The organism is Blautia sp. ZXY-1-B12 (genome assembly GCF_056339915.1).
This window is the reverse complement of record NZ_JBWJVP010000240.1, coordinates 34557-56819: the sequence shown is the minus strand read 5'-3', so window position 1 is coordinate 56819 and position 22263 is coordinate 34557. Positions and strand designations below refer to the sequence as shown.

The 22263-nt window shown below is 40.5% G+C and carries 26 protein-coding genes and 1 pseudogene; 8 read left to right on the top strand and 19 right to left on the bottom strand.

Features of this window, described 5'->3' with window-relative positions:
• The first annotated feature begins 50 nt into the window (after positions 1-50).
• The gene (locus AC075L_RS17125; RefSeq protein WP_330673167.1) at positions 51-710 is read left to right on the top strand and encodes a Crp/Fnr family transcriptional regulator; all 660 of its coding nucleotides are present in this window, start codon (positions 51-53) and stop codon (positions 708-710) included.
• A gap of 118 nt (positions 711-828) precedes the next feature.
• Here the strand turns inward: AC075L_RS17125 and AC075L_RS17120 are convergent, their stop codons facing one another.
• The 8 genes from AC075L_RS17120 to AC075L_RS17085 all read right to left on the bottom strand — a co-directional run bounded on the left by AC075L_RS17120 (position 829) and on the right by AC075L_RS17085 (position 7715).
• Positions 829-2520 (bottom strand): FAD-dependent oxidoreductase, encoded by a 1692-nt coding sequence (locus AC075L_RS17120; RefSeq protein WP_118408533.1) that lies wholly within the window; start codon positions 2518-2520, stop codon positions 829-831.
• Positions 2521-2542: 22 nt separating this feature from the next.
• Positions 2543-2848 carry a thioredoxin gene (trxA, locus tag AC075L_RS17115; protein WP_025580598.1) on the bottom strand — a complete coding sequence of 102 codons (306 nt, stop codon included), beginning with the start codon at positions 2846-2848 and terminating at the stop codon, positions 2543-2545.
• 180 nt (positions 2849-3028) lie between these two features.
• Positions 3029-3271, bottom strand: a complete 243-nt coding sequence (locus tag AC075L_RS17110) for an HTH domain-containing protein (protein ID WP_025580599.1) — start codon at positions 3269-3271, stop codon at positions 3029-3031.
• A 56-nt stretch (positions 3272-3327) separates the two neighbouring features.
• Positions 3328-4224: a helix-turn-helix domain-containing protein gene (locus tag AC075L_RS17105; RefSeq protein WP_055054149.1), complete on the bottom strand. Its 897-nt coding sequence runs from the start codon at positions 4222-4224 to the stop codon at positions 3328-3330.
• Positions 4225-4653: 429 nt separating this feature from the next.
• Positions 4654-4833: a hypothetical protein gene (locus AC075L_RS17100; protein ID WP_055054148.1), complete on the bottom strand. Its 180-nt coding sequence runs from the start codon at positions 4831-4833 to the stop codon at positions 4654-4656.
• Between the two features lie 50 nt (positions 4834-4883).
• The gene (locus AC075L_RS17095) at positions 4884-6320 is read right to left on the bottom strand and encodes an AlbA family DNA-binding domain-containing protein (RefSeq protein WP_055054147.1); all 1437 of its coding nucleotides are present in this window, start codon (positions 6318-6320) and stop codon (positions 4884-4886) included.
• A gap of 40 nt (positions 6321-6360) precedes the next feature.
• Positions 6361-6771 carry a hypothetical protein gene (locus AC075L_RS17090; RefSeq protein ID WP_118408531.1) on the bottom strand — a complete coding sequence of 137 codons (411 nt, stop codon included), beginning with the start codon at positions 6769-6771 and terminating at the stop codon, positions 6361-6363.
• 188 nt (positions 6772-6959) lie between these two features.
• Positions 6960-7715, bottom strand: a complete 756-nt coding sequence (locus AC075L_RS17085) for an 8-oxo-dGTP diphosphatase (protein ID WP_055059700.1) — start codon at positions 7713-7715, stop codon at positions 6960-6962.
• Between the two features lie 283 nt (positions 7716-7998).
• On the opposite strand from AC075L_RS17085, the gene AC075L_RS17080 reads away from it, so the two are divergent.
• The 7 genes from AC075L_RS17080 to AC075L_RS17050 are packed head-to-tail and all read left to right on the top strand — an operon-like array spanning position 7999 to position 12828.
• Positions 7999-8148: a hypothetical protein gene (locus tag AC075L_RS17080; protein WP_226839767.1), complete on the top strand. Its 150-nt coding sequence runs from the start codon at positions 7999-8001 to the stop codon at positions 8146-8148.
• 56 nt (positions 8149-8204) lie between these two features.
• Positions 8205-8909, top strand: coding sequence for a lantibiotic protection ABC transporter ATP-binding protein (locus AC075L_RS17075; RefSeq protein WP_025580190.1), 705 nt, complete (start codon positions 8205-8207; stop codon positions 8907-8909).
• A complete protein-coding gene (locus AC075L_RS17070; protein ID WP_025580191.1) occupies positions 8910-9656 on the top strand; it encodes a lantibiotic immunity ABC transporter MutE/EpiE family permease subunit in 747 nt (248 codons plus the stop codon).
• 2 nt (positions 9657-9658) lie between these two features.
• On the top strand, positions 9659-10402 hold the full coding sequence (locus AC075L_RS17065; protein ID WP_025580193.1) for a lantibiotic immunity ABC transporter MutG family permease subunit: 744 nt from the start codon (positions 9659-9661) through the stop codon (positions 10400-10402).
• Positions 10395-10772 carry a NisI/SpaI family lantibiotic immunity lipoprotein gene (locus AC075L_RS17060; RefSeq protein WP_025580194.1) on the top strand — a complete coding sequence of 126 codons (378 nt, stop codon included), beginning with the start codon at positions 10395-10397 and terminating at the stop codon, positions 10770-10772. Before AC075L_RS17065 ends, AC075L_RS17060 begins: the two co-directional genes overlap by 8 nt.
• 38 nt (positions 10773-10810) lie before the next feature.
• Positions 10811-11473 (top strand): response regulator transcription factor, encoded by a 663-nt coding sequence (locus AC075L_RS17055; RefSeq protein WP_173706656.1) that lies wholly within the window; start codon positions 10811-10813, stop codon positions 11471-11473.
• The gene (locus tag AC075L_RS17050; protein WP_118616793.1) at positions 11464-12828 is read left to right on the top strand and encodes a sensor histidine kinase; all 1365 of its coding nucleotides are present in this window, start codon (positions 11464-11466) and stop codon (positions 12826-12828) included. Before AC075L_RS17055 ends, AC075L_RS17050 begins: the two co-directional genes overlap by 10 nt.
• 797 nt (positions 12829-13625) lie before the next feature.
• On the opposite strand, the gene AC075L_RS17045 is transcribed toward AC075L_RS17050, so the two are convergent.
• From AC075L_RS17045 to AC075L_RS16995, 11 genes and pseudogenes are all read right to left on the bottom strand, one after another.
• A complete protein-coding gene (locus tag AC075L_RS17045) occupies positions 13626-13844 on the bottom strand; it encodes a hypothetical protein (protein WP_008705328.1) in 219 nt (72 codons plus the stop codon).
• The gene (locus AC075L_RS17040; RefSeq protein WP_008705329.1) at positions 13837-14064 is read right to left on the bottom strand and encodes a hypothetical protein; all 228 of its coding nucleotides are present in this window, start codon (positions 14062-14064) and stop codon (positions 13837-13839) included. Before AC075L_RS17040 ends, AC075L_RS17045 begins: the two co-directional genes overlap by 8 nt.
• 618 nt (positions 14065-14682) lie before the next feature.
• Positions 14683-15180, bottom strand: coding sequence for a nucleotidyltransferase domain-containing protein (locus AC075L_RS17035; protein ID WP_009247521.1), 498 nt, complete (start codon positions 15178-15180; stop codon positions 14683-14685).
• An 84-nt stretch (positions 15181-15264) separates the two neighbouring features.
• Positions 15265-16809 (bottom strand): ATP-binding cassette domain-containing protein, encoded by a 1545-nt coding sequence (locus AC075L_RS17030; protein ID WP_009247522.1) that lies wholly within the window; start codon positions 16807-16809, stop codon positions 15265-15267.
• A 453-nt stretch (positions 16810-17262) separates the two neighbouring features.
• Positions 17263-17640 (bottom strand): TnpV protein, encoded by a 378-nt coding sequence (locus AC075L_RS17025; protein WP_476387931.1) that lies wholly within the window; start codon positions 17638-17640, stop codon positions 17263-17265.
• Between the two features lie 26 nt (positions 17641-17666).
• The gene (locus AC075L_RS17020; protein ID WP_019190307.1) at positions 17667-18806 is read right to left on the bottom strand and encodes a plasmid recombination protein; all 1140 of its coding nucleotides are present in this window, start codon (positions 18804-18806) and stop codon (positions 17667-17669) included.
• 355 nt (positions 18807-19161) lie between these two features.
• Positions 19162-20127: an AAA family ATPase gene (locus AC075L_RS17015; protein ID WP_476387930.1), complete on the bottom strand. Its 966-nt coding sequence runs from the start codon at positions 20125-20127 to the stop codon at positions 19162-19164.
• Entirely contained in the window at positions 20111-20317 is a 207-nt protein-coding gene (locus AC075L_RS17010) for a hypothetical protein (protein WP_476387929.1), read from the bottom strand. Before AC075L_RS17010 ends, AC075L_RS17015 begins: the two co-directional genes overlap by 17 nt.
• Positions 20307-20643, bottom strand: a pseudogene (locus tag AC075L_RS17005) (plasmid mobilization protein). The gene AC075L_RS17010 and the pseudogene AC075L_RS17005 overlap by 11 nt, the downstream one beginning before the upstream one ends.
• On the bottom strand, positions 20633-21724 hold the full coding sequence (locus AC075L_RS17000; RefSeq protein WP_009247527.1) for a site-specific integrase: 1092 nt from the start codon (positions 21722-21724) through the stop codon (positions 20633-20635). Before AC075L_RS17000 ends, AC075L_RS17005 begins: the two are co-directional and overlap by 11 nt.
• Complete coding sequence (locus tag AC075L_RS16995) at positions 21725-21913, bottom strand: helix-turn-helix domain-containing protein (RefSeq protein ID WP_009247528.1); 189 nt, start codon at positions 21911-21913, stop codon at positions 21725-21727.
• Between the last annotated feature and the right edge of the window lie 350 nt (positions 21914-22263).

Here is a 22263-nt window from a genome sequence, read left to right as displayed (position 1 = left end):
ACGCATCTAAAAAAAGCAAGTATACTATGTTCGTAAAGGAGATAACTGTTATGAACTTCGAAAATTATTTTCCACTATGGAATGACTTAAATACAGCACAGAAAAAAATAATTTCAGACAATTTAATCACACGGGATGTAAAAAAAGGAACGATCATTCACAACGGAAACCTGGACTGTACTGGATTATTACTGGTTAAATTCGGGCAGCTTCGAACCTACATACTTTCAGATGAGGGACGAGAGATTACACTTTACCGTCTGTTCGATATGGATATGTGTCTTTTATCCGCCTCATGTATCATACGCTCCATTCAATTTGAAGTAACCATTGAAGCAGAAAAAGATACTGATCTTTGGATCATCCCTGCTGAGATCTATAAGGACATCATGAAGGAATCTGCTCCCGTCGCAAACTATACCAATGAGTTAATGGCTACCCGTTTTTCTGATGTCATGTGGCTGATTGAACAAATCATGTGGAAGAGTTTAGATAAGCGTATTGCTTCATTTCTTTTAGAAGAGACCTCTATCGAAGGAACAAATGAATTGAAAATCACTCATGAGACGATTGCTAATCATCTTGGTTCCCACAGGGAAGTTATCACTCGAATGCTTCGATACTTTCAAGGCGAAGGACTCGTCAAACTCTCCCGCGGCAAAATCACAATCCTGGATTCGAAAAGACTGGAAACACTACAAAGATCATAAAACTGTTTTTCTGTAACATCAAAAGAATCCTCCATTTATCAGAATTATAAAAGTCATTCTAATAAATGGGGGATCTTTTTATGCTACGAGAAAATTATAAAAATATTGTGATTATTTTTTAATAATCCATACCACATGCATATGCCATTTCTATCAGCGCACGGTCATTAACCACTGTATCATAGAAGCGGAATCCACCGGAAAAGTTGTATGTTTCATAACCATTTCCTTCCAGAATACGGCTGGCAATGTAACTGCGCAGACCACTTTGGCATATCAGATACACAGGCTTTCCTTTCTCAATTTCACTAATTCGTTCCCTTAGTTCATCTACAGGAATATTGTTGAATCCCTTCATATGACCCCTGTTAAATTCACCTACAGTCCTCACATCCAGCAACACCACATTTTTATCTTTAGAAATCTTATCCATATCTTCCAAATGCCATTGTTTTAAGGTCCCTTTTGCTATATTGTCTATCATGAAGCCGGCCATATTTACAGGATCCTTTGCAGAGGAATAAGGCGGTGCATATGCGAGATCCAGATCTTTCAACTGGGTTGCCTTCAGCCCTGCATGGATCGCTGTTGCCAGCACATCAATACGTTTATCAACTCCTTCATATCCAATAATCTGAGCGCCAAGCAAACGATAAGTCTCTTTTTCAAAAACCACCTTCATGGTCATCACTTTTCCACCAGGATAGTAACCGGCATGACTCATAGGAGAAAGAATTACTGTATCTACCTCTAACCCTGACTTTTTAGCATTGGTTTCATTGATACCTGTAGTGGCTGCTGTCATATCAAACACTTTGATAACGGAGCTTCCCTGACTGCCTAAATAATGGCTATCACCACCACAAATATTATCAGCAATGATCCTTCCCTGCTTATTGGCTGGACCAGCCAAAGAAATCAGCGCATCATCACCCGTAACATAATGTTTTACCTGAACTGCATCACCTGCTGCATAAATATCCGGTACAGAAGTTTCCATCCTGTCATTCACTACGATACTTCCCTTGATGCCAAGCTCCAGACCGGCTTCTTTTGCTAATGCTGTGTCTGGTGTAACGCCGATTGCCAGCACCACCATATCAGCCTGAAGGGACGGATTATCTTTTAATAGAATCTCTACTCCATTGTCCTTTTCTCTAAATCCTTCTACCGTATAACCCAGTACCAATTTTATCCCGTGCTTTCTCATTTCATTATGGATCATGGATGCCATATCCGGATCAAAAGGATTCATCAGCTGCTTAGGCCGTTGAACAATTGTAACATCCATGCCAAGCTCTCTCAAATTTTCTGCCAGTTCCAGACCAATAAATCCACCACCTGCCAATATAGCCGATTTTGGATGGTTCTTATTTATATATTCCTTTATACGAAAAGTGTCTTCTACTGTACGAAGTGTAAAAAGTTTATCAATACCAACTCCAGGAAGTCTCGGCTGTGTTGGCTTTGCACCTGGAGAAAGGATCAGCTTATCATAGTTTTCTTCAAATATCTCACCATTCTCCAAATTTTTCACTGAAACAGTTTTACGATCCGGATGTATGGAGATAACTTCATGATGAATTTTCATATTAATGCGAAAGCGTTTAAAAAAGCTCTCTGGTGTCTGTAATGTAAGTTCTTCCGGATCTGTGATCACGTCTCCAATATAATAAGGAAGCCCACAATTTGCATAGGATATGTATCCAGATCTTTCAAACACAGTAATTTCTGCATGTTCATCCAGTCTGCGTATTCTTGCTGCGGCTGTAGCTCCTCCGGCTACACCGCCTACGATTATTACCTTCATCTTATTTTTCCACCTTTCCTCATTAAAGCATTTCTAAAATCGCTTTCTTAGGTCTTGCCCCTGAAACTTTTGTTACAATCTTCCCATTCTTCATAACCACCAAAGTTGGAATACTCATAATCCCAAATTTACTTGCCAGTTCAGGCTGCTCATCCACATTGATCTTTCCAACTTTGATATCAGGGCGTTCACTTGCAATCTCCTCCATGATAGGAACCACCATACGACAGGGAGCACACCAGGGAGCCCAAAAGTCTAAAAGAACGGTTTTCTCGGAATCCATTATTTCATTCTGAAAATTATTTTTATTGATATTAATAGCAGACATTTTACAGTCCTCCTTGTTTTTTCTTTTGTGGCTTTATTATAATCTGAAATTCATTTGTTTTCTGTGATATCATCACATTATTATCATGATTAATTTTTTATCAAAAAAACCTCCGCAAACATTACGTCTGCGAAGGTCTATTTCTCTCAGCATTTGACTAATCTTGGATTAATTTACTTCTCACTCCTGTAGATCTTTATCTATAATCTCCCAGTAACCATTCTTTGGAGAGCCATGTCTTATGAGAATACCATATTCTTTTAACTTCTTAATATTGTTCTCAATATTTCGCCTGACAACCCCGATTTTTTCAGCTAACTTAACCGCTGATAATTGATGATCTTCTGAAAGCAACTTTATAATCTTTTGCTGTGTATCGTTAAGGTCTGTTCTCCACTCTACCTCCGATGTTTTCTTTTTCATTTGTCACCGGAAATGAATTACGGAACAGCTCTATCCGAAACATATTATCAAATCTATTACTTACAAAACTCAAATGCCACATAATACACATAATCATTTTTTGAAAGAAAATCTGTTTGGCTATTTATAAAATCGTCTAAAGTCGGAACACTCATTTCATCATTATCATAAACAAAGGCAATAAGTGGCTGCTGCTTATCGTATCTAATGTCTACGACATTTTTTATTTCAGTTGCTGTTCTGCCATAGTATTCTCTATTTTCTACATTTTCTAAAACAGGAATTTCTGTTGACAACCTACTACCACCTCCAGAAATAATTAACTTAATTACATAAGTATCGAAATCAGGCACCATTACGATTTCACCACTTTTTGGCGAACCAATATCTTCAAATCCCATTTCAACTTTGTCCTGATCACTCAATTTTCCTGATTCGTATCGATAAATATGTAATCTGAGTTTTTTATATTCATCCGTTGTGATAAACTTATAGACAAATGCTCCATCCGGTCCAGCAAGCAGTTCTGCTGTCTGCATTTCTATGCTATCCTTTGCAACAGGAGAAATATAATTCTGTGGTTTTTTCAGACGGTATATGGTAAATCCGATTACTGATACCGCACAGATAGATATAACTAATAATATACATTTCATAACCTTTAGACATTTCTGTTTATCTATATTATCTCTGATCACTTCAATAATATTTGTTTCTGACTTCTGAATCATATTCTCTTGAGCTATATCTTCTCCAGCCAAAAACTCATTGAGGCTAATACCAAGAATTGAACAAAGTTCTTTATAAACAGATACATCCGGCAGGCAAACTCCTCGCTCCCATTTAGAAACAGACTTATCACTCATACCTAATTTTTCTGCCAGTTGCTTTTGTGTCATCCCCAATGACTTTCGCTTACCTGCAATATATTTTCCAATTTTGATAAGATCCATCCATCTACCTCCTTTTTTTATTAATCGTACTCTATTTTAGATGAAAAGCATACCCCTCGAAGGTAGAATATGACTTTTAAGTCTGTCTAGTTTGCCAGATAGAATACAAAGCTTATATGTCCTGTCCCTTCGCACACCCACTTTGCATTTTTTTAGCAAACTCACTTGTAAAAACTTCCTTTTCCGGCGCTTCCGGGATACTGCACTATTTTTCTTCCCTTTTCTTTCAGGACTGAAAAAGCCCTGCGTCAGGACGTTCCCTGATGCAAGGCTTCTAATTTTTTTCTCTATGTTTCTGTGTCTTTTTTTGATGTTTTCTCTGGTGCTCCGTATGAACCGGATTTTCTGATTCTTACAAAGGGGATTATCAAAAAAGTGCCAAAGAGGAGTGCTAAAAAATGAAGAAATAAACTCCAAAATAACTCCATTTTACTCTTTATTATTTTGTTGTTCTTCTCTTGCGTAAAGAATGTCCAACGCCTGGAATATTACATTACTCATAGTCTGATAATGTCTCTCTGCATAAAATACTAGCTTTTCTTTTTGCTCTGGTGACATCCTGATTCTCAGACTAGAATCTTTGCCGTCTAATGATGGTTTTCTAGGCATCTTTCTCTCCTCCTTACATTTCATATGTTTAACATGAATTGATACAAGTGTCAATCTCGTTTTGTTAATATCACCCATTTCCCTTTTTGGCTACTTCCCTGCCTCTTCAGATAATTCTTTTCCTTCAATTTGGTTATATAATACTTCACACTAGCAAGATTCCAATCTAACGCATTAGCCATTTCTTTCTGCGTGATTGAAGGTTGCATACGTACAAGATTCAGAATTTCTATTTCTTTCTCACTCAGTACATTTTCATCTTCCACTTGGTCTAATCTCTCTAAATCTTGGTTAGCTTGGTTAGTAGCTTGGTTAGCTTGGTCAGTTATTGGATTGACTCGGAACAACTCTACCCGAAACATATTATCGAATTCCTGAAATTTCGGCTTCGGAAGTCCATACTCCTCTGCTGCATTAAGGATTCTTTTAATTCCGCTTCCCCATGCTTCTACGAGTCCCATCTGACTGAATATATTGGCAATTCCTTTATTCCGGATCTTAGAATGACCATTCATGACTTCCTCATAAGTCAATCCGTTATATAATCCGCCTGGAGAAGTCACTTCCAGTCTGTCATCATAAACTGCGACCTGAATACAGGATTCATCCAACAGGTTACGGTGACAATGGGCGTTAATAATCATTTCCCTGATTGCTTCCGGTGGTAGCTCATATTTCTCTTTTCGCACCAATCCGTCAATTGTTGCTCCAAGTCGAATATTTCTCAATACAAAATCTACTGCTTCTTCGATTTGTGTATAGATTGGTCCTGTAAATTCTCTCTTATCAAGAAATACTGCACGATCTGTTCCCTTGAATACCGCACATTGGGTTTTAGAAAATGAGAAATAATCTGATGTCAGCAGCGCATAGGCATTCGTTGCCAGAAACTGTCCCTCACTCTGCTTTAAGATCTTCCAGTTTATCAGCTGCTCTTTCTTCACAGAATGCTCTGACATTCCTGCTTTTTTCCGGAACTTTTCAATATCCTGGCAAAGTTTCTCTGTAGCTTCTTCTGAAACTGGATATCCTACACAGGTAAGTTCATCCCAGGAGATTCTGGCTCCTTCCATCTCCAGTTCTTTTATTTTCTCTGGAAATGCCTGCCTTGATGTACCTGCAACACGGATATAAGTACCATTATCTTTTCCCTTTGATTTCAGATAATACGGTCTGTTCTTTCCAGCTTCTACTGATACAACAATGACCGTTTTCCCGTCTACTGTCTGTGGCTCAATATCAGGAATAATCTGTGGCACACAGGAATCAGAAACTGCATTGGCAATTCCGTCCATCATCTGAAACAACACATCATTTTCCACACCAACAATCTGGTATGTTTTATCATCTACTCCAACAATCAGCTTGCCACCTTGTGTATTGGCAAAAGCTACGATTGTCTTCATGTACTTTTCACTTTTATCAGGTAAGGATACCTTGTACTCAATATTTTTCGATTCCCCGGAAAACATAGTATCTTCTACCATTCTTTCACTCCTACTCTTCTAAGCTGTATCATCAGCTGTGTTATTTCTCCAGCTTCAACATAAATTTATCCGAATCATTAACAATATTATACGTTCCATCGCCATCCTCCGGCAAGTAAGAAAACGAAAACATCTGTATTCCTTTTTCTGCCTGTCGCTTTGATGAATATACCGTCACATATAACGCATTCGGAATCGACTGATCGTAGCTGAACCGCACACTTTTAAATGAATTTTCCCTGCAACGTTTCACGATTTCTTCTGCACATACTTTCTGATCCTCTACATACAGTTTATTTACCACTACCGTCAAACGCTCCTCATGGTAATTGTCCGCTGTCATTGCATGGGAACCATACACATCCATATCTCTTCCAAACTGGAGATATCCCAGACAACCACCTGTAATTATTATACCGATTATCAGACTGATAAACCATCTTTTTCTCATCTTCTCGCTCCTTTATACCCCTGTATTATAATACAAGTGTATGACAGCACAGCTTATTTTTCAATACAGTTGTATTTATAATTTTAGGAAAAGACGAGGTGCCGTTATGATTGTATATGAATGATGTATCTTATAAAGAATGGCTGTCTTTTCTCCAATGAACAGGCAGCCATTTCTCATGTAATTCTTTAATACAAGTCTCCCACATATCCATCTGCTTCCAGATGCATATAGCACTCATCCACCTTCTCTGATTCCAGAATCCGCAAAACGTGTTCCATACCTGTAGCAAGTTCTTTTGTTTTTAACTCTTCCAGCGGAATCCAATAAACTCTTCCTTCCTCAGAACTCTTTAATTCTCCGGTAAACTTATCCGCTTTATACAAGGTAATAACATAGTGCACTCCGCTCTTATGCCAATGATATAATCCTCCAAGCTTCGGTGCTTCAACCGTAAGTCCTGTTTCTTCCCAGACTTCCCGAATCATAGATTTCTGAAAAATCTCATTTGCTTCTACGTGACCGCCTGGAAAAGTTGTACCGGTATAGCTATCATTTACTTTATCCAGAGCCAGTACATTCCCTTTATGATCCTGAATCATACACATATTCATAAAACAGACCTTCTCAATCCGACTCTCTTCTTTTTCATTCAGAGATTTTCTGACACGTTTGTTGATATCCGATCGTTTGGATTTATAATGCTTGAAGACCTCTCCATACGGAATCCAGATTTCTGCATCTTCAATTTTTTCATAAACAGAATCCACCACTTCTTCCAGATGTTTGTCACTCGGAAAAGTACATTTTTTCATATAATAATCTCTGGTTGCCTGAAACATCCATTCCGCAATCTTTTCTTTCTGCTTCATTTTTAACTGGGAATACTTCTTATTCGTTTGCAGTAATCTCCCATCTATCATCTTATGGTTTTTCCGTGACATCGGTTTGACCTCTTTTCTTCTTTTTCATTCAGATTTTACTATACCACAGAATCATGCTTGCGTCATACTTCAGAGCTTCGATGTCCTCTTTTTCTTCTCTCAGTACCTTATTTATAGAGGGATCTTTTTTAAGGACTCTCTTCCGGAGGCTGTGCCACCGGTAAATAGCAAGGACAGGAAGTGTATATACACTTCCGAAAAACCAGCAATTTAGGGAACCCTGCCCTAAATTAAAAGCCCAGAAGTCACTACTTCGAAGAACCAAAGAAAGGAGAATCTGCCTATGGCAAAGAGAAAAAGAAATATACAGATTTTGTTTTGTGTTTCCCCCGAAGAAAAGAAGCTTATCCGTAGAAAGATGATTGAATCAAAGACCAAAAACATGGGAGCTTACGGTGTATTGTTCATATTCTGTTTTCGGGAATCTTTATGAAATCTTCAAAATTGCCCGGTATGCTATCCGTAAAATCAAAGAAAGGACTTGATTATATGGATATGATTTTGAAAACGACTGACCTCTGCAAAAATTTCAAGGGGCAAATGGCGGTAAACAATGTGTCACTGAACATCCGGCGCAACTCGGTTTATGGTCTGCTGGGGCCGAATGGGGCTGGCAAATCCACGATCTTAAAAATGCTCACCGGCATTTTGCGCCCCACATCGGGAAGCATCGAGTTTGACGGCCACCCGTGGAAGCGGAATGATCTGGAGCATATCGGTGCTTTGATTGAGATGCCCCCGCTTTACGAAAATCTGACTGCATACGAAAATCTCAAAGTCAGAACTACATTGCTCGGCCTGGACGATGCACGAATTAACGAGGTATTGCAAATTGTCCAGCTCACGAATACCGGCAAGAAACGGGCCGGGCAGTTTTCTCTTGGTATGAAGCAGCGGCTTGGTATTGCTATTGCATTGCTGAACAGTCCCCAGCTTTTGATTCTGGATGAACCGACTAACGGCCTTGACCCTTTAGGGATTGAGGAACTTCGAGAGTTAATTCGCTCTTTTCCCTGCAAAGGGATTACAGTTATTTTGTCCAGCCATATTCTGTCAGAAGTCCAGCAGATTGCAGATCATGTGGGTATCATTGCTGGCGGCGTCCTTGGATATGAGGGAGAGCTTCGCGCTGGTGAAGATTTGGAACAACTCTTTATGGATGTTATTCGCAGAAATGGTAAGGAGGGATATTAAATGGAGATGGCATATATTCAGGCAGAGAACCTAAAGCATAAGAGAACTTTCACAAAAACGCTGATCGTTCTGGCCCCGTTTGTAACTGCGCTTATGAACTTTTTTGCCCCTCTTTGGTTCCAGCTCAATTCTTATAATTGGTGGTATAACCTGCTTTATCCTGGATTCCTTACGCTCACCTGTGCCTTGATTGAACAGCGGGATAATGGCAAACTAAAATATCGTGCCGTTGCTTCATTGCCTGTTTCGCAGAACAAAGTCTGGAAAGCCAAAATTGGAGTGGCCGGTATTTACTCCTGTGTGGGGAATTTCATTTTCCTGGCGCTAAATCTGTTGGGCGGTTTTGCAATATTAGTTATCAACGAAATTCCCCTGACAATCGGAATTTGGCAGGCTGCGGCCGGAACAGCTTGTATTGTCATTGCAAGCCTATGGGAAGTTCCGCTGTGCTTATGGTTATCAAAAAAAGTTGGTATCTTTGTCACGGTTATTCTTAATGCCGGACTTGGAAGCGTTTTAGGGATTTTCACGGCTACAACCTCTTTGTGGATGATCTGCCCGTATAGCTGGGTGCCGCATCTTATGATTTCCGTGTTAGGTATTTTACCTAATGGTGAGCCGGTTGCAGATCAGAGTACGGCAATGGCATTTTGGATGATTATACTTGTATTGGTCATTTCGCTGGCCTGGTTTGCGGCGCTGTCATTTTTAACTGCAAGATGGTTTGAGAAAAAGGAGGTGGGGTAACTATGGTATCTGTGGTTCGCTGCTGGAAAGCAGAATATCAGAAGTGTAAACATAGCATTTTGCTCTATATGCACAGCATGATTCCGATTATATGTGCGGCGATTTTTGCGGGTTACTATCATATATCCAGATGGGAACTGGCAACCAAAATCAGTGCCTATCTGGAAGTGCTGGCCGTTGCGTTCCCGTTTCTGATCGGCATTATTGTGGGCCTGGTTGTTCAGATCGAAAATCAGGCCGGGCATTATCAGCTTTTGTTGGGAACAATCCCATCTCGCATGGCAACGTATATTGGTAAACTTGGTTTTCTGATGATCTGTGCTTTTGGCGCAACATTTTTAGCGTTAGGAACATTCGCTGCACTATATAGGGATGCTCCGGCAAGCCTTTACCTGAAAGCAGGGATTCTATTGTTGATTACCATGCTTCCCATTTACCTGATTCATTTGTTTGTGGGAATGAGCTTCGGAAAAGGTGCATCTATGGGATTGGGAATTGCAGGGAGTTTAATAGCTGCCCTTATGATAACAGGGCTTGGTGACGCTACATGGAAATATATTCCCTGGGCCTGGGGCGTTCGTGCTATGGATTACACTGTGCTTGCATGGGATAGCCCCCAACTGTATGCACAGGTAAAAACCGATTTTTTCAGCGGTATGATTATTTCTGTATGCTGCACTGTTTGTCTGCTGATTGCCAGTTTGGTTTGGTTTCATGGTTGGGAGGGAGGTAAAAACAGTGAATAAAAAGTGCCTGTTTGCTGTGGTAATTGTGCTTGTAAGTCTTATATGCTTATCGGCCTGCGGTGCGCTCCGCGATACCGCCGATAAAAATAAGGCGTTAAATGAATCTCTGCCGTATTATGAGCTGAACGCCGCAAACTATGATGAAATTTCATATAACGGCCTGACATATACCATAACGGATGAATGTCTTGAAATGTCAGAACTGCAAGAAGAAATCGGGCAGGTATCGAAACGCTTCAAAAATGTGGCGGGGGAAGATTTCAGTTTCGGCTACGTTTACAGTATTGTGGATGTGGATATAAGCAATGCCGTAGCTGTAAATATCAACAATGAATATCGGAAAGCTGACATTAAAAATAATGATGAGTAACCTCAACAATGTGGTATAATGGGGCGGGAGGTGATTTTTTGACCCACTTACTTGTAGTTGACGATGAAGTTTCTATCTTGGAATTGATTAAGAACAGTTTGGGGAAAGATGGATATTTGATAACAGTCTGTCAAAATGCGGATGATGTAGACATCAAAAAGCTGCATTTCTATGACCTCATTCTTTTGGATGTGATGATGCCTGGCACAGACGGGTTTGAGTTTTGCAAACAAATCAGGAATATGGTAGACTGCCCGATTCTCTTTCTGACCGCAAAGACATTAGAGGAAGATATATTGTTTGGATTGGGCATCGGTGCGGATGATTATATTACGAAACCTTTTCGTATTCAGGAGCTTCGCGCCCGTGTCGCGTCACATTTACGCAGAGAAAAAAGGGAGCATCACAGCACACTTTCATTTGAGCCTGATATAAGATTTGACCTTTCCGCAAAGGTACTGTATGTTTCAGAACAGCCGGTTCCCCTTACCAAAAGCGAGTATTCAATCTGTGAATACCTTGCGAAAAACCGGGGACAGGTTTTTACAAAAGAACAAATCTATGAAGCCGTTTTCGGGTTTGATGGAATAGGCGATAACTCTACGATCTCAACGCATATAAAAAATATTCGTGCGAAATTGGAGCATTTCAAAATAAGTCCGATCAGCACCGTATGGGGGATAGGATATAAATGGGAGTGAAAAAGAAACCTACATTGAAAATATTGTTTCGCCAGTTTGCTATCTCCCTCATTGTCATGCTGGTAGCGGCAATTATTGTCCCTGTTGGTTTGGAGGGACTTGCTGTAAATGCTGGATTAGCTACAAGAGCAAATCTAAGTGAATTGCAGGTAAAAGAGATCATTCCAACGCTGACGATTGCCCCGGATATTACAAAGGTTGTGATTCCACAGGGATGCGGCTACTTAATTCTGGACAGGAACTTTAATGAGCTTTACAGCAATATGGACGATGATGAAAAAGAAATTGCCCTGCTGTACGCAAAGGGAGAATATATTGAATATGCTACGGGGAGGCAGTTTGCACTTGTTGTCCGGGAAAACGAATTTTGCGTTTTAAGGTATTATATTGGTTCTCAATTTACAGTGTCATGGCTACCGGAATATTTTCCATCTCCTGACACGCTTGCGTTTATTCTGATGGCTGTAAATTCGCTGCTGGTCATTATCATACTGACCGCCAGATTTGCTAAGAACCTGCGTACACAACTGACCCCGCTTTTTGAAGCAACTGCGGAGGTTTCAAAGCAAAACCTTGATTTTGAAGTAGGACACGCCAAAATCAAAGAGTTTGAAGATGTCCTTGCATCTTTTTCAGATATGAAAGATAATCTGAAAATTTCGTTAGAACGGCAATGGAAAACCGAACAGACACAGAAAGAGCAAATCGCCGCGCTTGCCCATGATTTGAAAACGCCTCTGACGGTTATTCAAGGAAATGCTGATTTACTCACAGAAACAAATCTTGATGATGAGCAACGATTATACGCTGGTTACGTCGTGGAAAGCTCCGGCCAGATGCAGTCATATATTCAAACCCTGATTGATATATCACGGGCGGCGGTTGGTTATCAGCTCCATATTGAAAGTATAGACTTGCCAGCGTTCATGCAGCACTTGTTCGGTTATATGGAATCACTATGCCGGACAAAAGAAATCCGGCTGCAAATGAATACTGTTTCACTCCCTCAAATGCTGAAATTTGATAGGGTGCTGATAGAACGTGCTATTATGAATGTTATCAGTAATGGGCTGGACTACTCCCCGCAAGGCGGAACGCTTTATGTGGATGTTCAGAGTAACAACGGTTTCGTGGAAATTTCAGTCACAGACGAGGGAACGGGGTTTTCTAAAGAGGCATTATGCCACGCACAGGAACGGTTCTATATGGGCGATCAAAGCCGCAATTCAAAGTTACACTTTGGTATGGGTCTATATATTACAAATTCGATTATGGAACAACATAATGGTCAGCTTATTTTAGAAAATTCAAAAGAAACCGGCGGCGCAAAGGTTACTATGAAACTTCCTTGCTGATTTTCCGATAGTGTAATGGACGTCTTTTATGTCCGTCCATTTTTCAAATCTTTATGGAATCTTCAAAAATTCCTCTTATCATGTATCTAAAGAAAAAACATCTGCCCAGCGGCAGAAAAGAAAAAAACCGCTGCTGGGCAGACCCATTTTCACGCTTAATTTATATTCACTGGTGGCGGTTTTGAGAAATCAAGGCCGCTGCTTTCTTTCTGTCATTCCCAGCAGTTAAAGGCATGGCGGCCCACGGGAGGACGCCGCCATGCTGTTTTACTATCATTATAATCTAATCCACTTCTACCGCTTAAAAAAAGCCTTGCCCCGCCACGGGAATATTCCGGCTATGAGTATGAACTATACCATGTAAGAAAACAACAAAACGCTTCAAATCGTCGCCCGGTAGGTTTACGACCTGCCGGGCGATTTTTGTCGATTTTCGCGGATTGTCATTTCCGGCAAAAAATCAGATGGAAAAGGAGGCGGTCAGCAGACCAGGGCCAGCATAGGCCCCTGACAACGGACAGGATCATCCTGCTCACTCTCCACGGAAAGGGGGTGAGAAGATGAAAGTTACCCCTGATGATTACGGGAGGCGCTGCCAGTTTGACCATTTTTGCAAGCTGGTACTGTACCATGAAGCCGTTGACTACTTCCGGGAAAGGAAGCGTCAGCGTGGCTGGGAAACATCCTTTGAAACGCTGCCGCTTTCGGAACTGGACACGCTATGCACGATAGATCAGTACCCCAGCGACAGTTTTATATTTCCGGCCTATCCATATACATTTTTTCCTGCACTATACTCATATCGCTTTATCCTCCTTCAAATATTGCTCAACATGTTCCAGACCATAGATCTTGTCCTCTACATAGCGGGTTGGCACCCGTCCGAGAATAACATAATAGTTCTTGCTTTCCAGATCGGCATTCATTCTTTCCACCACCCGGTAAGCAAACGAAACTGATAATCCAAAGAGTTCTGCAATGTCTTCCACTGATAAATACATTTTTCTCTTACGCATGAAACCATTCCTTTCCCTCTTCCTGTGGAATCTCACAAGTATCTTCCACTCCGTAGAAACGCTTCACAAAATACTTTGTCGGAACTTTTCCTCTAAGCGTCAAATATCCCTGTTCTTCCAGCTCCTTATTCAGATTGCCAATGATCTCATAAGCCGATGTCTGTTTTACCTCCAGAAGTTCACATATATCGGCTGCCTTTAAAAATAATTTGTTCTGCATAATCAGTACCTCCTGTGTTTTGAATATTTATCTCTTCATATACTCTGTACTGGCAAATGCAAAATCGGACATCATTTTCCGAAATTTAGCAAATTATTTTAATTTTACAGTTTCCATATGTGTTATCGCTGAACCATGGAGTTAATATCATTGAAAAAGGGTATAAAAAAACAGTCTGCCCTGACGGAAAATATTTCCATCAAAACAAACTGTTCTTCATATTCACACTAATTATATTTTCTGAGCATAGTTACTTTTGCGAAAATCTCAGATAACTCCGGAAAGAAAACAAAGAAAAAAAAGATTTTTTAACTCCATTTGCACTCCACCGGAACATCCAGACAGCCCGCAAAACCTTTATTTATGGGCTTTTTCGCAATTTAGTCCGCTACTCAAACTCTACAAAGACTAACGCTTTTTGTTTAGGAATTATTCTCTGTAATGTTTCTCGTTCTTTTGATTATTTGATATATCCATATTATCCTGCCTATACGAGCTAATGTTATCATTTTGTTATCGGCATTGATAACACCTACTCGATAACTGTGGATAATAACTATATGTAGCATGTCAAATTATAAGCTATTTTGCTTAGAGATTCAACACAAAACTGAAATTTTACTTTTCCTTATATTCATCTGGTATTGCTATTTGAAATGTTTCACACAACAGCATCACATCATGCACATCATTTTTATCGTGTTCATATCCCAAATGAAGCATTACCTGACTCAATGGTTCAATACAAGAAACAGTTATATCTCCAACTTTTCCAATACCGGAAAAAGTTTTTGATGGAAATATATCTCCCTCATAAACAATTCCGTCATCTGTAAATTCAAAACAATGTAAATCAATGATTCTTTGTTTATCATCTTTCCAGACAGTATGACCATCCGTTGTATAATCAGTATTTACTTCCTCAAATCCATGCTGCTTAATCACATAAATATAATCATGATAATGTTTCAGTTCAACAAACAAATCAATATCATTGTGTATTCTTGATTCTCTTTTAAGAAGTGCATCAACACCCCATCCGCCATCTAAATATACTTTAATTTCGTTTTGCAAAGCATATTTTATAATTTCACATGCATCTTCTGTACGTACCATAATCTATCCTCCAAATTCAAATCTTTGTATGCTTTCCAACTCACTAAAAGCCTGAAATTTGTCAGTCTTTCATCCTTTTTGTTATCAATCACCAATTAGCTGTAATCCATTAGGATTTAGCTGATATATTTTATCGCACACCTCTTCAATATACTTTCTATCGTGAGAAATGCTAATGACAGCCCCCGGAAATTCTCGGAGCATTTTTCTTATTACCGGACCGGACAATGGTGAAAAATTTCTTGTCGGTTCATCCAGAATAAGAACATTTGCACCACTTAAGCTCATCCTCAAGAGAAGCACTTTCGCCTTTTGTCCGCCTGATAACTCCCGAATCGGATGCTCCATTTCATCTGGTGTGTATTTAAGTGAACCAAGGTATGTTCTAATTCTTGTACGCTCTTCTTTATCTCCTGTTTTATCAAGGTAATCAACCGGTGTAACATCCAAATCCAGCAGGTCTTCATAAGTTTGAGGCATATATTCTGCTTTAATGTCATTCCGATTTAGGAGTTCTTCCGCTATCTTTTTTAGAAGAGTCGTTTTTCCTGCCCCGTTGGCTCCTATCATACAGATTTTTTCTGAACCTTTTATTTTTAAATGAATTCCTTCTGCTAAAATTCTTTTGCCATCCGGAGTCACAAGCTTTGAAAGTTCATATTCTATGACCGTTTTTCCTGCGGGAATGTGTGAGTTTTCATCCCCTAATTTGACAAAGATTGCTTCTTCCTGTTCCGGCATCTGAGTCATATTTTCATCTTCTTTTTCAAATCTTCGTTCCATTGCCTTAACCGTATGCATTTTGTCCTTTAAGTTTTTGGCAACAGACGGTGCTTGTCTGGTACAACTTCTTAATGCACCTTGTACACTCTGCATAACTCTTTGATATTTTTCATCGCGAATCTTTTTCTCCCTACGGTCACTCAGTGCCCGCTGTTTTTGGATTTCAAATTTATGAAGCCGTTCTTCCACATAGCGTCTATAGGGAAGCTTTGCCACGGTATATCTCGCCTTTGTTTTTCGTATAATCTGCTCGATATGTATCACCATGTTGGCAGTACGCTCTATCAGCGTTTCATCGTGTGAAATAAAAAGCACAATGTGCTTCCAGTCATTTATGATTTTTTCCAGTAATGTAAGCGTCGCAATGTCGATGTCATTGGAAGGTTCGTCCAACAACAGCACAGAAACATCGCGAATGAAAAGCCTCATAAGTTGTGTCTTGACTTTTTCGCCTCCTGAAAGACTACCCATTGTCTGGTTACTGTAGAAAAAATCATTTTTCATTCCAAATTTTCCCGCAATAACAGACAATTCTTTAGGCGTTTTCTCCCAGAATATTTCCTCTTCAGAAAAATATTCGTATATTGTTTTTTCCTTATCTTCATCGAGCATCTCCTGCGGAAGATAACCAAGACGTTCGTGTCCCATTATCCTTTCCCCATCTGCTTCTATATAGTTTTCTACAAGCGACGGATTGTATATCCACTTCATTAATGTCGATTTCCCATTTCCCTCTTCTCCAATAATAACTGCCTTATCTCCATCATTTAGCACAAGGTTGAAATCATTAAGAATTATTCTCAGGTCTTTTTTATGTGTTAAATTTAATTTTTTTATCTGCAACATTAAAGTTTCTCCTTTTCGAAGTCTGAGCCAATTATTATTTTGAACACACAAAAACGAGTCTTTTTTGCATACGCAAAAATAGACTCGCTAAATAGACCCTTATTTCTTTTCCAAAAGGAAAACAAAGGAAATGCCTCTTGCGATAATCCAACTTAAGCGTACACAAAACAAACCTATTCTCTACAGGCTCAATAACTATATGTGTCTTACTTAAATCAAATTATCTATTAATCATTTCCTCACCTTACACAAAATGTGCCTTTCTTTCTTCTAATGGCAATACTATCATACTGTATTTTTTGTGTCAATACATTTCACCTTATGGAAGTGCAAATTAAAATTTTCACTTCCTAATTATACATCCAACCATTACGAAATTCAATCTTTCACAACCTCTTTACAACCACAACCACAGCACTCCAGCAAACGCAGGAGCACCATACCGTAAAACGCTTATGTGTAAATCAACTCCGTTCCTACAACTTCCCTCACACAAGCCTGAATATTATTCATTCTTCCAATCCATTCGTAGGGATTATCTTTCTTTAATTGTTCCGTCACATCTTGTCTGTCGGCATATTCCTTTACCAGTCGAAGAAACATATCCTCTGCTTGCTTATCGACTTCTGCAAGATAACTATGCAGCTTTCCGCTTGTCAGCAGGTTCATATATAACACTTTATAGTGTTCCTTTAAATGCCTTGCATGTCGTTTCCCCCATAAACCAATCGGCTCTATTTCTTCTTCGGCTGGTACTGTGATGTTCGGCAATAAATAATCACCCACCTGTCTATAAATTCCGCCCATTTCTTCAAAAATTGTCTTTGTCATTTTCCTTTTCCTCCTGTGATTTTTGTCTATCGTGATCGTGTATTATCACGCTTGCGACCTTTAACTGTTCTTGCCTGCTCCAACAAATCATCTATCTGTTTGCGACCAAAAACCTTACGGAGCAGGCTGTAATCTTTATTTTCTGCTTTTAGGATTTTGTTTTCTTCGGTCAATCTTTCATTGACTTTCTCCAAACGCTGATTGGTGCGGTATAACTGTGCATTCGCTGTATTCAGCCTATGATAGTTGTCCCACCCCTCAAAGCAGCGGGCAAGCACCGTTTTGACAAGTTGCTTCAATTTCCTTACAACCGGCTCTGCCATTTTGGTTTTATATGCCTTTGCAGTCATAAATTTCTCTGGTTCTGGCAACTGATATTTCGGTGCAGTATCAAGCTCTATTTCAAGATTTGACAGCTCGTCTTTTGCCTTATCATAGTTCAATACTCGTTCCGACAACACATCAAATTCAATCTGTTTCTGCTCGATTTTCGCACCTAATGCCGCCACTTCTTTTTCTCTTTCCTGCTTTTTATAATCCAAAACAGAAAGATGTTTTTCGTGTGTGCCTAAATGTTCCCACTCAATCCCATAACGTTCCATCACCGCCGCAAGCTGTTCTTTTTCGGACTGTATCCATTGCGACCACTCCGTATCGCCACGACTGCCGCCCTTAAAACCTTGCGTTGCAAGAGCCTGCTTTAGTGACACTCTTGTATCAAGTCCACGCTTGCTGCCTGTGGTAAAAGGTACAAAATCTATGTGCAGATGTGGTGTAGCTTCATCCATATGCAGATGAGCCGAGAACACCCGAAGCTGTGGATTTCGCTCCTGAAAACCCTGATAGTATTCATCTAAAATCTGCTTTGCCAGTTCTCCGTTTTCCGTATCGGCGTTCATATTTCCCTTACCGCCCACCTGTAAAATGATTTCGTGGAACGGTTTTTCCTGCTTGGAACTTCGGATTTTTTCATAATAATCTTTTATCTTTCGGTCTGACCTTATCTGCTTGGCATTGTATCTTTCCAATGCTTCATCAAACAATTCGTGATAAACTGTCTTTATATTTTCATTGCAGTAGTCGATATTGAGATGAGTACGAGTTCCGTCTACATTTTCTGCTCGGAACTTTCGGCTATTGTGATTGACCGAGCCTTTACCGACCATTGCACTTATCGTTCTCTGCATTTTTTCATCTCCCATCTGTAAATTTCAACATTCTCAGGTTTTGTTACTTTTGTCAAAAGTAACGCAAAAGCACTTTTGACGGGTACACCCATCAAAAATGCGACCTGTAAACAGGTTTTGCGTTCTCCGAAGGCTCTCCGAGGGGTGAGCGTGTGCCGGTGGCACACACGCCTGCGAACCGACCGAGCCAGCAGGCGAGACCAAAGAGCCGCCTTTGAAAAGGCACTCTCTGCACACTCCCCTAAACTTTATCCGGTGTCAAAGTGTGACGATGGTGACAATGTTTTTCACAGCGTGCTGCTCTCAAAAACATTGACACCTTTGACACCGTTTGTCACGCCGTCTGCTCGGTTTCTTTCCAAAGTGAAACCTTTCTTCCGTCGTGTGTGCGGCTGTTCTGATAACGGATACCGTAATCACGAAACAGCCTGCTTGCGTTGATACTGAGCCTTAAAGAAAGTACATTCGGCTTTATATCCACCGCAAGCCTTTCGCAAAGTTCCGAAGCAGTTCCTTCCCATCTGTCACTTTCCGAAAAGAGCGTATCCGCTATCTTCTCAAGCAGAGGTTCGGGCGGTTCTTTCCACATCTCCGTTTCCGATTTTGCAAAGTTCCACACCAATCGCTCGCTGTCCCTTACAAGATGGATTTTCATATCCTGCTGGTCTCTGCCAGCAACATCAAGTGTGGCATTGTTGGAAGTACGCTTGTCCTTACTGAGAACAAATGCACCGTCTGCCGCACCCATCAGACCATTCGTGCCTGAAATCATATCGAATATATCTTCCGATTTTTGTTTGCGTGTATGATGAACAATAAGCATTGAAACCTTGTAACTGTCTGCCAACGCTTTCAGCCTTGCCACAACATCATAATCACTTGCGTAGCTGTAATCTGCTCCGCCTGCTTCACGCACACGCTTTAAGGTGTCTATGATAATCAAGCCTGTGTCTGGGTGTTCCCTCATAAACCCTCTTATCTGTTCTTCCAGTCCGCCATTGACCGTTTTACATTCCGTTGCGAAATACAGATTGCCTGTCTCCTTTGCACCGAACATCTGAAACAATCGCTTCTGCAAACGTGGGTAATCATCTTCAAGGGCAAAATAAAGCACCGTTGCCTTACGCACCTTATACTCCCAAAGCGGTGTGCCTGTGCTGATATGATAGGCAAGCTGTGCCATCATAAAGCTCTTTCCCACTTTCGGGGAACCTACGAAAAAGGTAAGTTCCCCTTTGGAGCAGACCGTCGATAAGTGGTGTCTGTCAACCTCAAACACCGTATCATACAGCGTTGTCATTGATACTGTTTTCAGATAGGAAGGGTCTAACTGTCTGAGTATTTCCCTTTGGATTTCTTCGAGATTGCTCGTACCCCTTGAAATCCGTATCCTGATTGACTATACTATTGTCAGTACATTTGGAAAGTGACTGTTCCGCATCTGTTGCCGCAGATACATTTGGAATAGTCATTTCTTTTTTATTCTCCATTCGCATCCTCTCCTTTCAAACCGCCGAGAATAATGGAAATCAGTTCTATTACACTCAGCAGTTCATCATCCACACCTTTTCCTGCTTCAATCCTTTTCAGTTCCGCAAGGACTGTGGCAAATTCCGTTTTCAACGCCTTATACACTCTCGGATTGCCCTGTACCACCACATCCTGATTTAAGCAACGGCGGTAACAATTACTCCTGTTTTGGCAATCCTGATAGAGCTACAGCTCTGTTAATGAGTTCGTTTTCTTCGGGCGATACTCGAAACCCTACTGTGATATTCCTCCAACGATTTTTGTTATCTCTGTTCTTAGCTGACATTTTCAAAATCTCCTTTCCCTAAATCATCTAATTTTTCTGCCATCTCAATCTGCTTTGACGGAAAGAGGTGTGCGTACTGATAAGTAATATCAATACTTTCGTGACCAACTCGGTCAGCAATCGCCACCGCAGAAAAGCCCATATCAATCAAGAGTGAAATGTGGCTGTGACGGAGATCGTGAATGCGGATACGCTTCACGCCTGCCGCCTTTGCCCCTCTGTCCATCTCGTGATGAAGATAGCTTTTCGTCACCGTAAAGATACGGTCTTTCTTCTTCAATCCGTAAAGCATACCGAGATATTCTTTCATTTCCTCACACAGAAACTTCGGCATTTTAATCGTGCGGTTGCTCTTTTTCGTTTTCGGAGAAGTAATCACATCCTGCCCTTTCAAACGCTGATAGGATTTATTGATTGTGACTGTTTCCTTATCAAAGTTGAAATCTGCCGGAGTCAAAGCTAACAGCTCGCCCTCTCGGATACCGCACCAGTAAAGCATTTCAAACGCATAAAAGGAAACAGGCTTGTCCATCATCTCAAAAGAGAATTTCTTGTATTCTTCCTTTGTCCAGAACAGCATTTCCTTGTGTTCCTCACGTCCCATATTTCCCACCTTTGCCGCAGGATTGGAACGCAGTTCATAGTAGCGGACAGCGTGATTGAAAATGGCGGACAACTGATTGTGCAGCGTTTTCAGATACGTCTGTGAATAAGGCTTTTTCTTCTCATCACGATAGGCAAGCATTTCATTCTGCCAAGTAATAATCTCCTTTGTGGAAATCTCGCTGATTTTCAGTTTCCCGAAATACGGAAGTATCTTTGTGCGTATGATATGCTCTTTGGTAAGCCACGTGTTTTCCTTCAAACGGTTCTTCACATCATTGATATAAAGCTCCGTAAAGGCTTCAAAACTCATATCAAGGTCTGAAGAAGTCTGCAATTTGAACATTCTTTCCCATTCCTGTGCTTCTCGTTTGGTAGCAAAGCCACGCTTGCATTTCTGCTTGCGTTCCCCTTTCCAGTTCACATACCTTGCCATCACATACCAAGTACCGTTATCTTCATTCTTAAATACCGGCATTTACATTTCCCCCTTTCCTGCTCCGTAGAGCCTTTCGTAAAAATACTGGCGATTTACACGCCCTGCAATCGTAATAAAGCCCTTTGCTTTCAATTCCTCATTTAATTGTCTGATGAGTTTATATGCATAAGGTTTTGATACGTTTAGTTCCTGAGCCACATCTTCGGCTCGGATAAATCTGTTTTCCATATCCTTTTTCTTCCTTTCTTAAAATAATTTTTTGCTTGCCGCTTTCTCCGTGTTAAAGTTCCAACAGGCACTCCTGCTTGTCGGCAGGCGCTGTGCTGTCCCAATGCACCGCAGTACATCAGGCGCTCGCTCGTATAGGGGTTCCCGAAAAGTCGGAGACTTTTGGGGAAGAGGAGGAGCAGTGCAGCGAATGAGCTTTTGTGCTTGCACACAAGCGAACGATACGGAACTTGCTCCGACGAGGTCTTGGCGGTTTGGCTTTTCGGACGGTCATTCAGTTGTCGCATTAAGCATATTTGTTTAATTCGTAATTTATTTTACTAAACATATTTGCTATTGTCAAGTGGTTG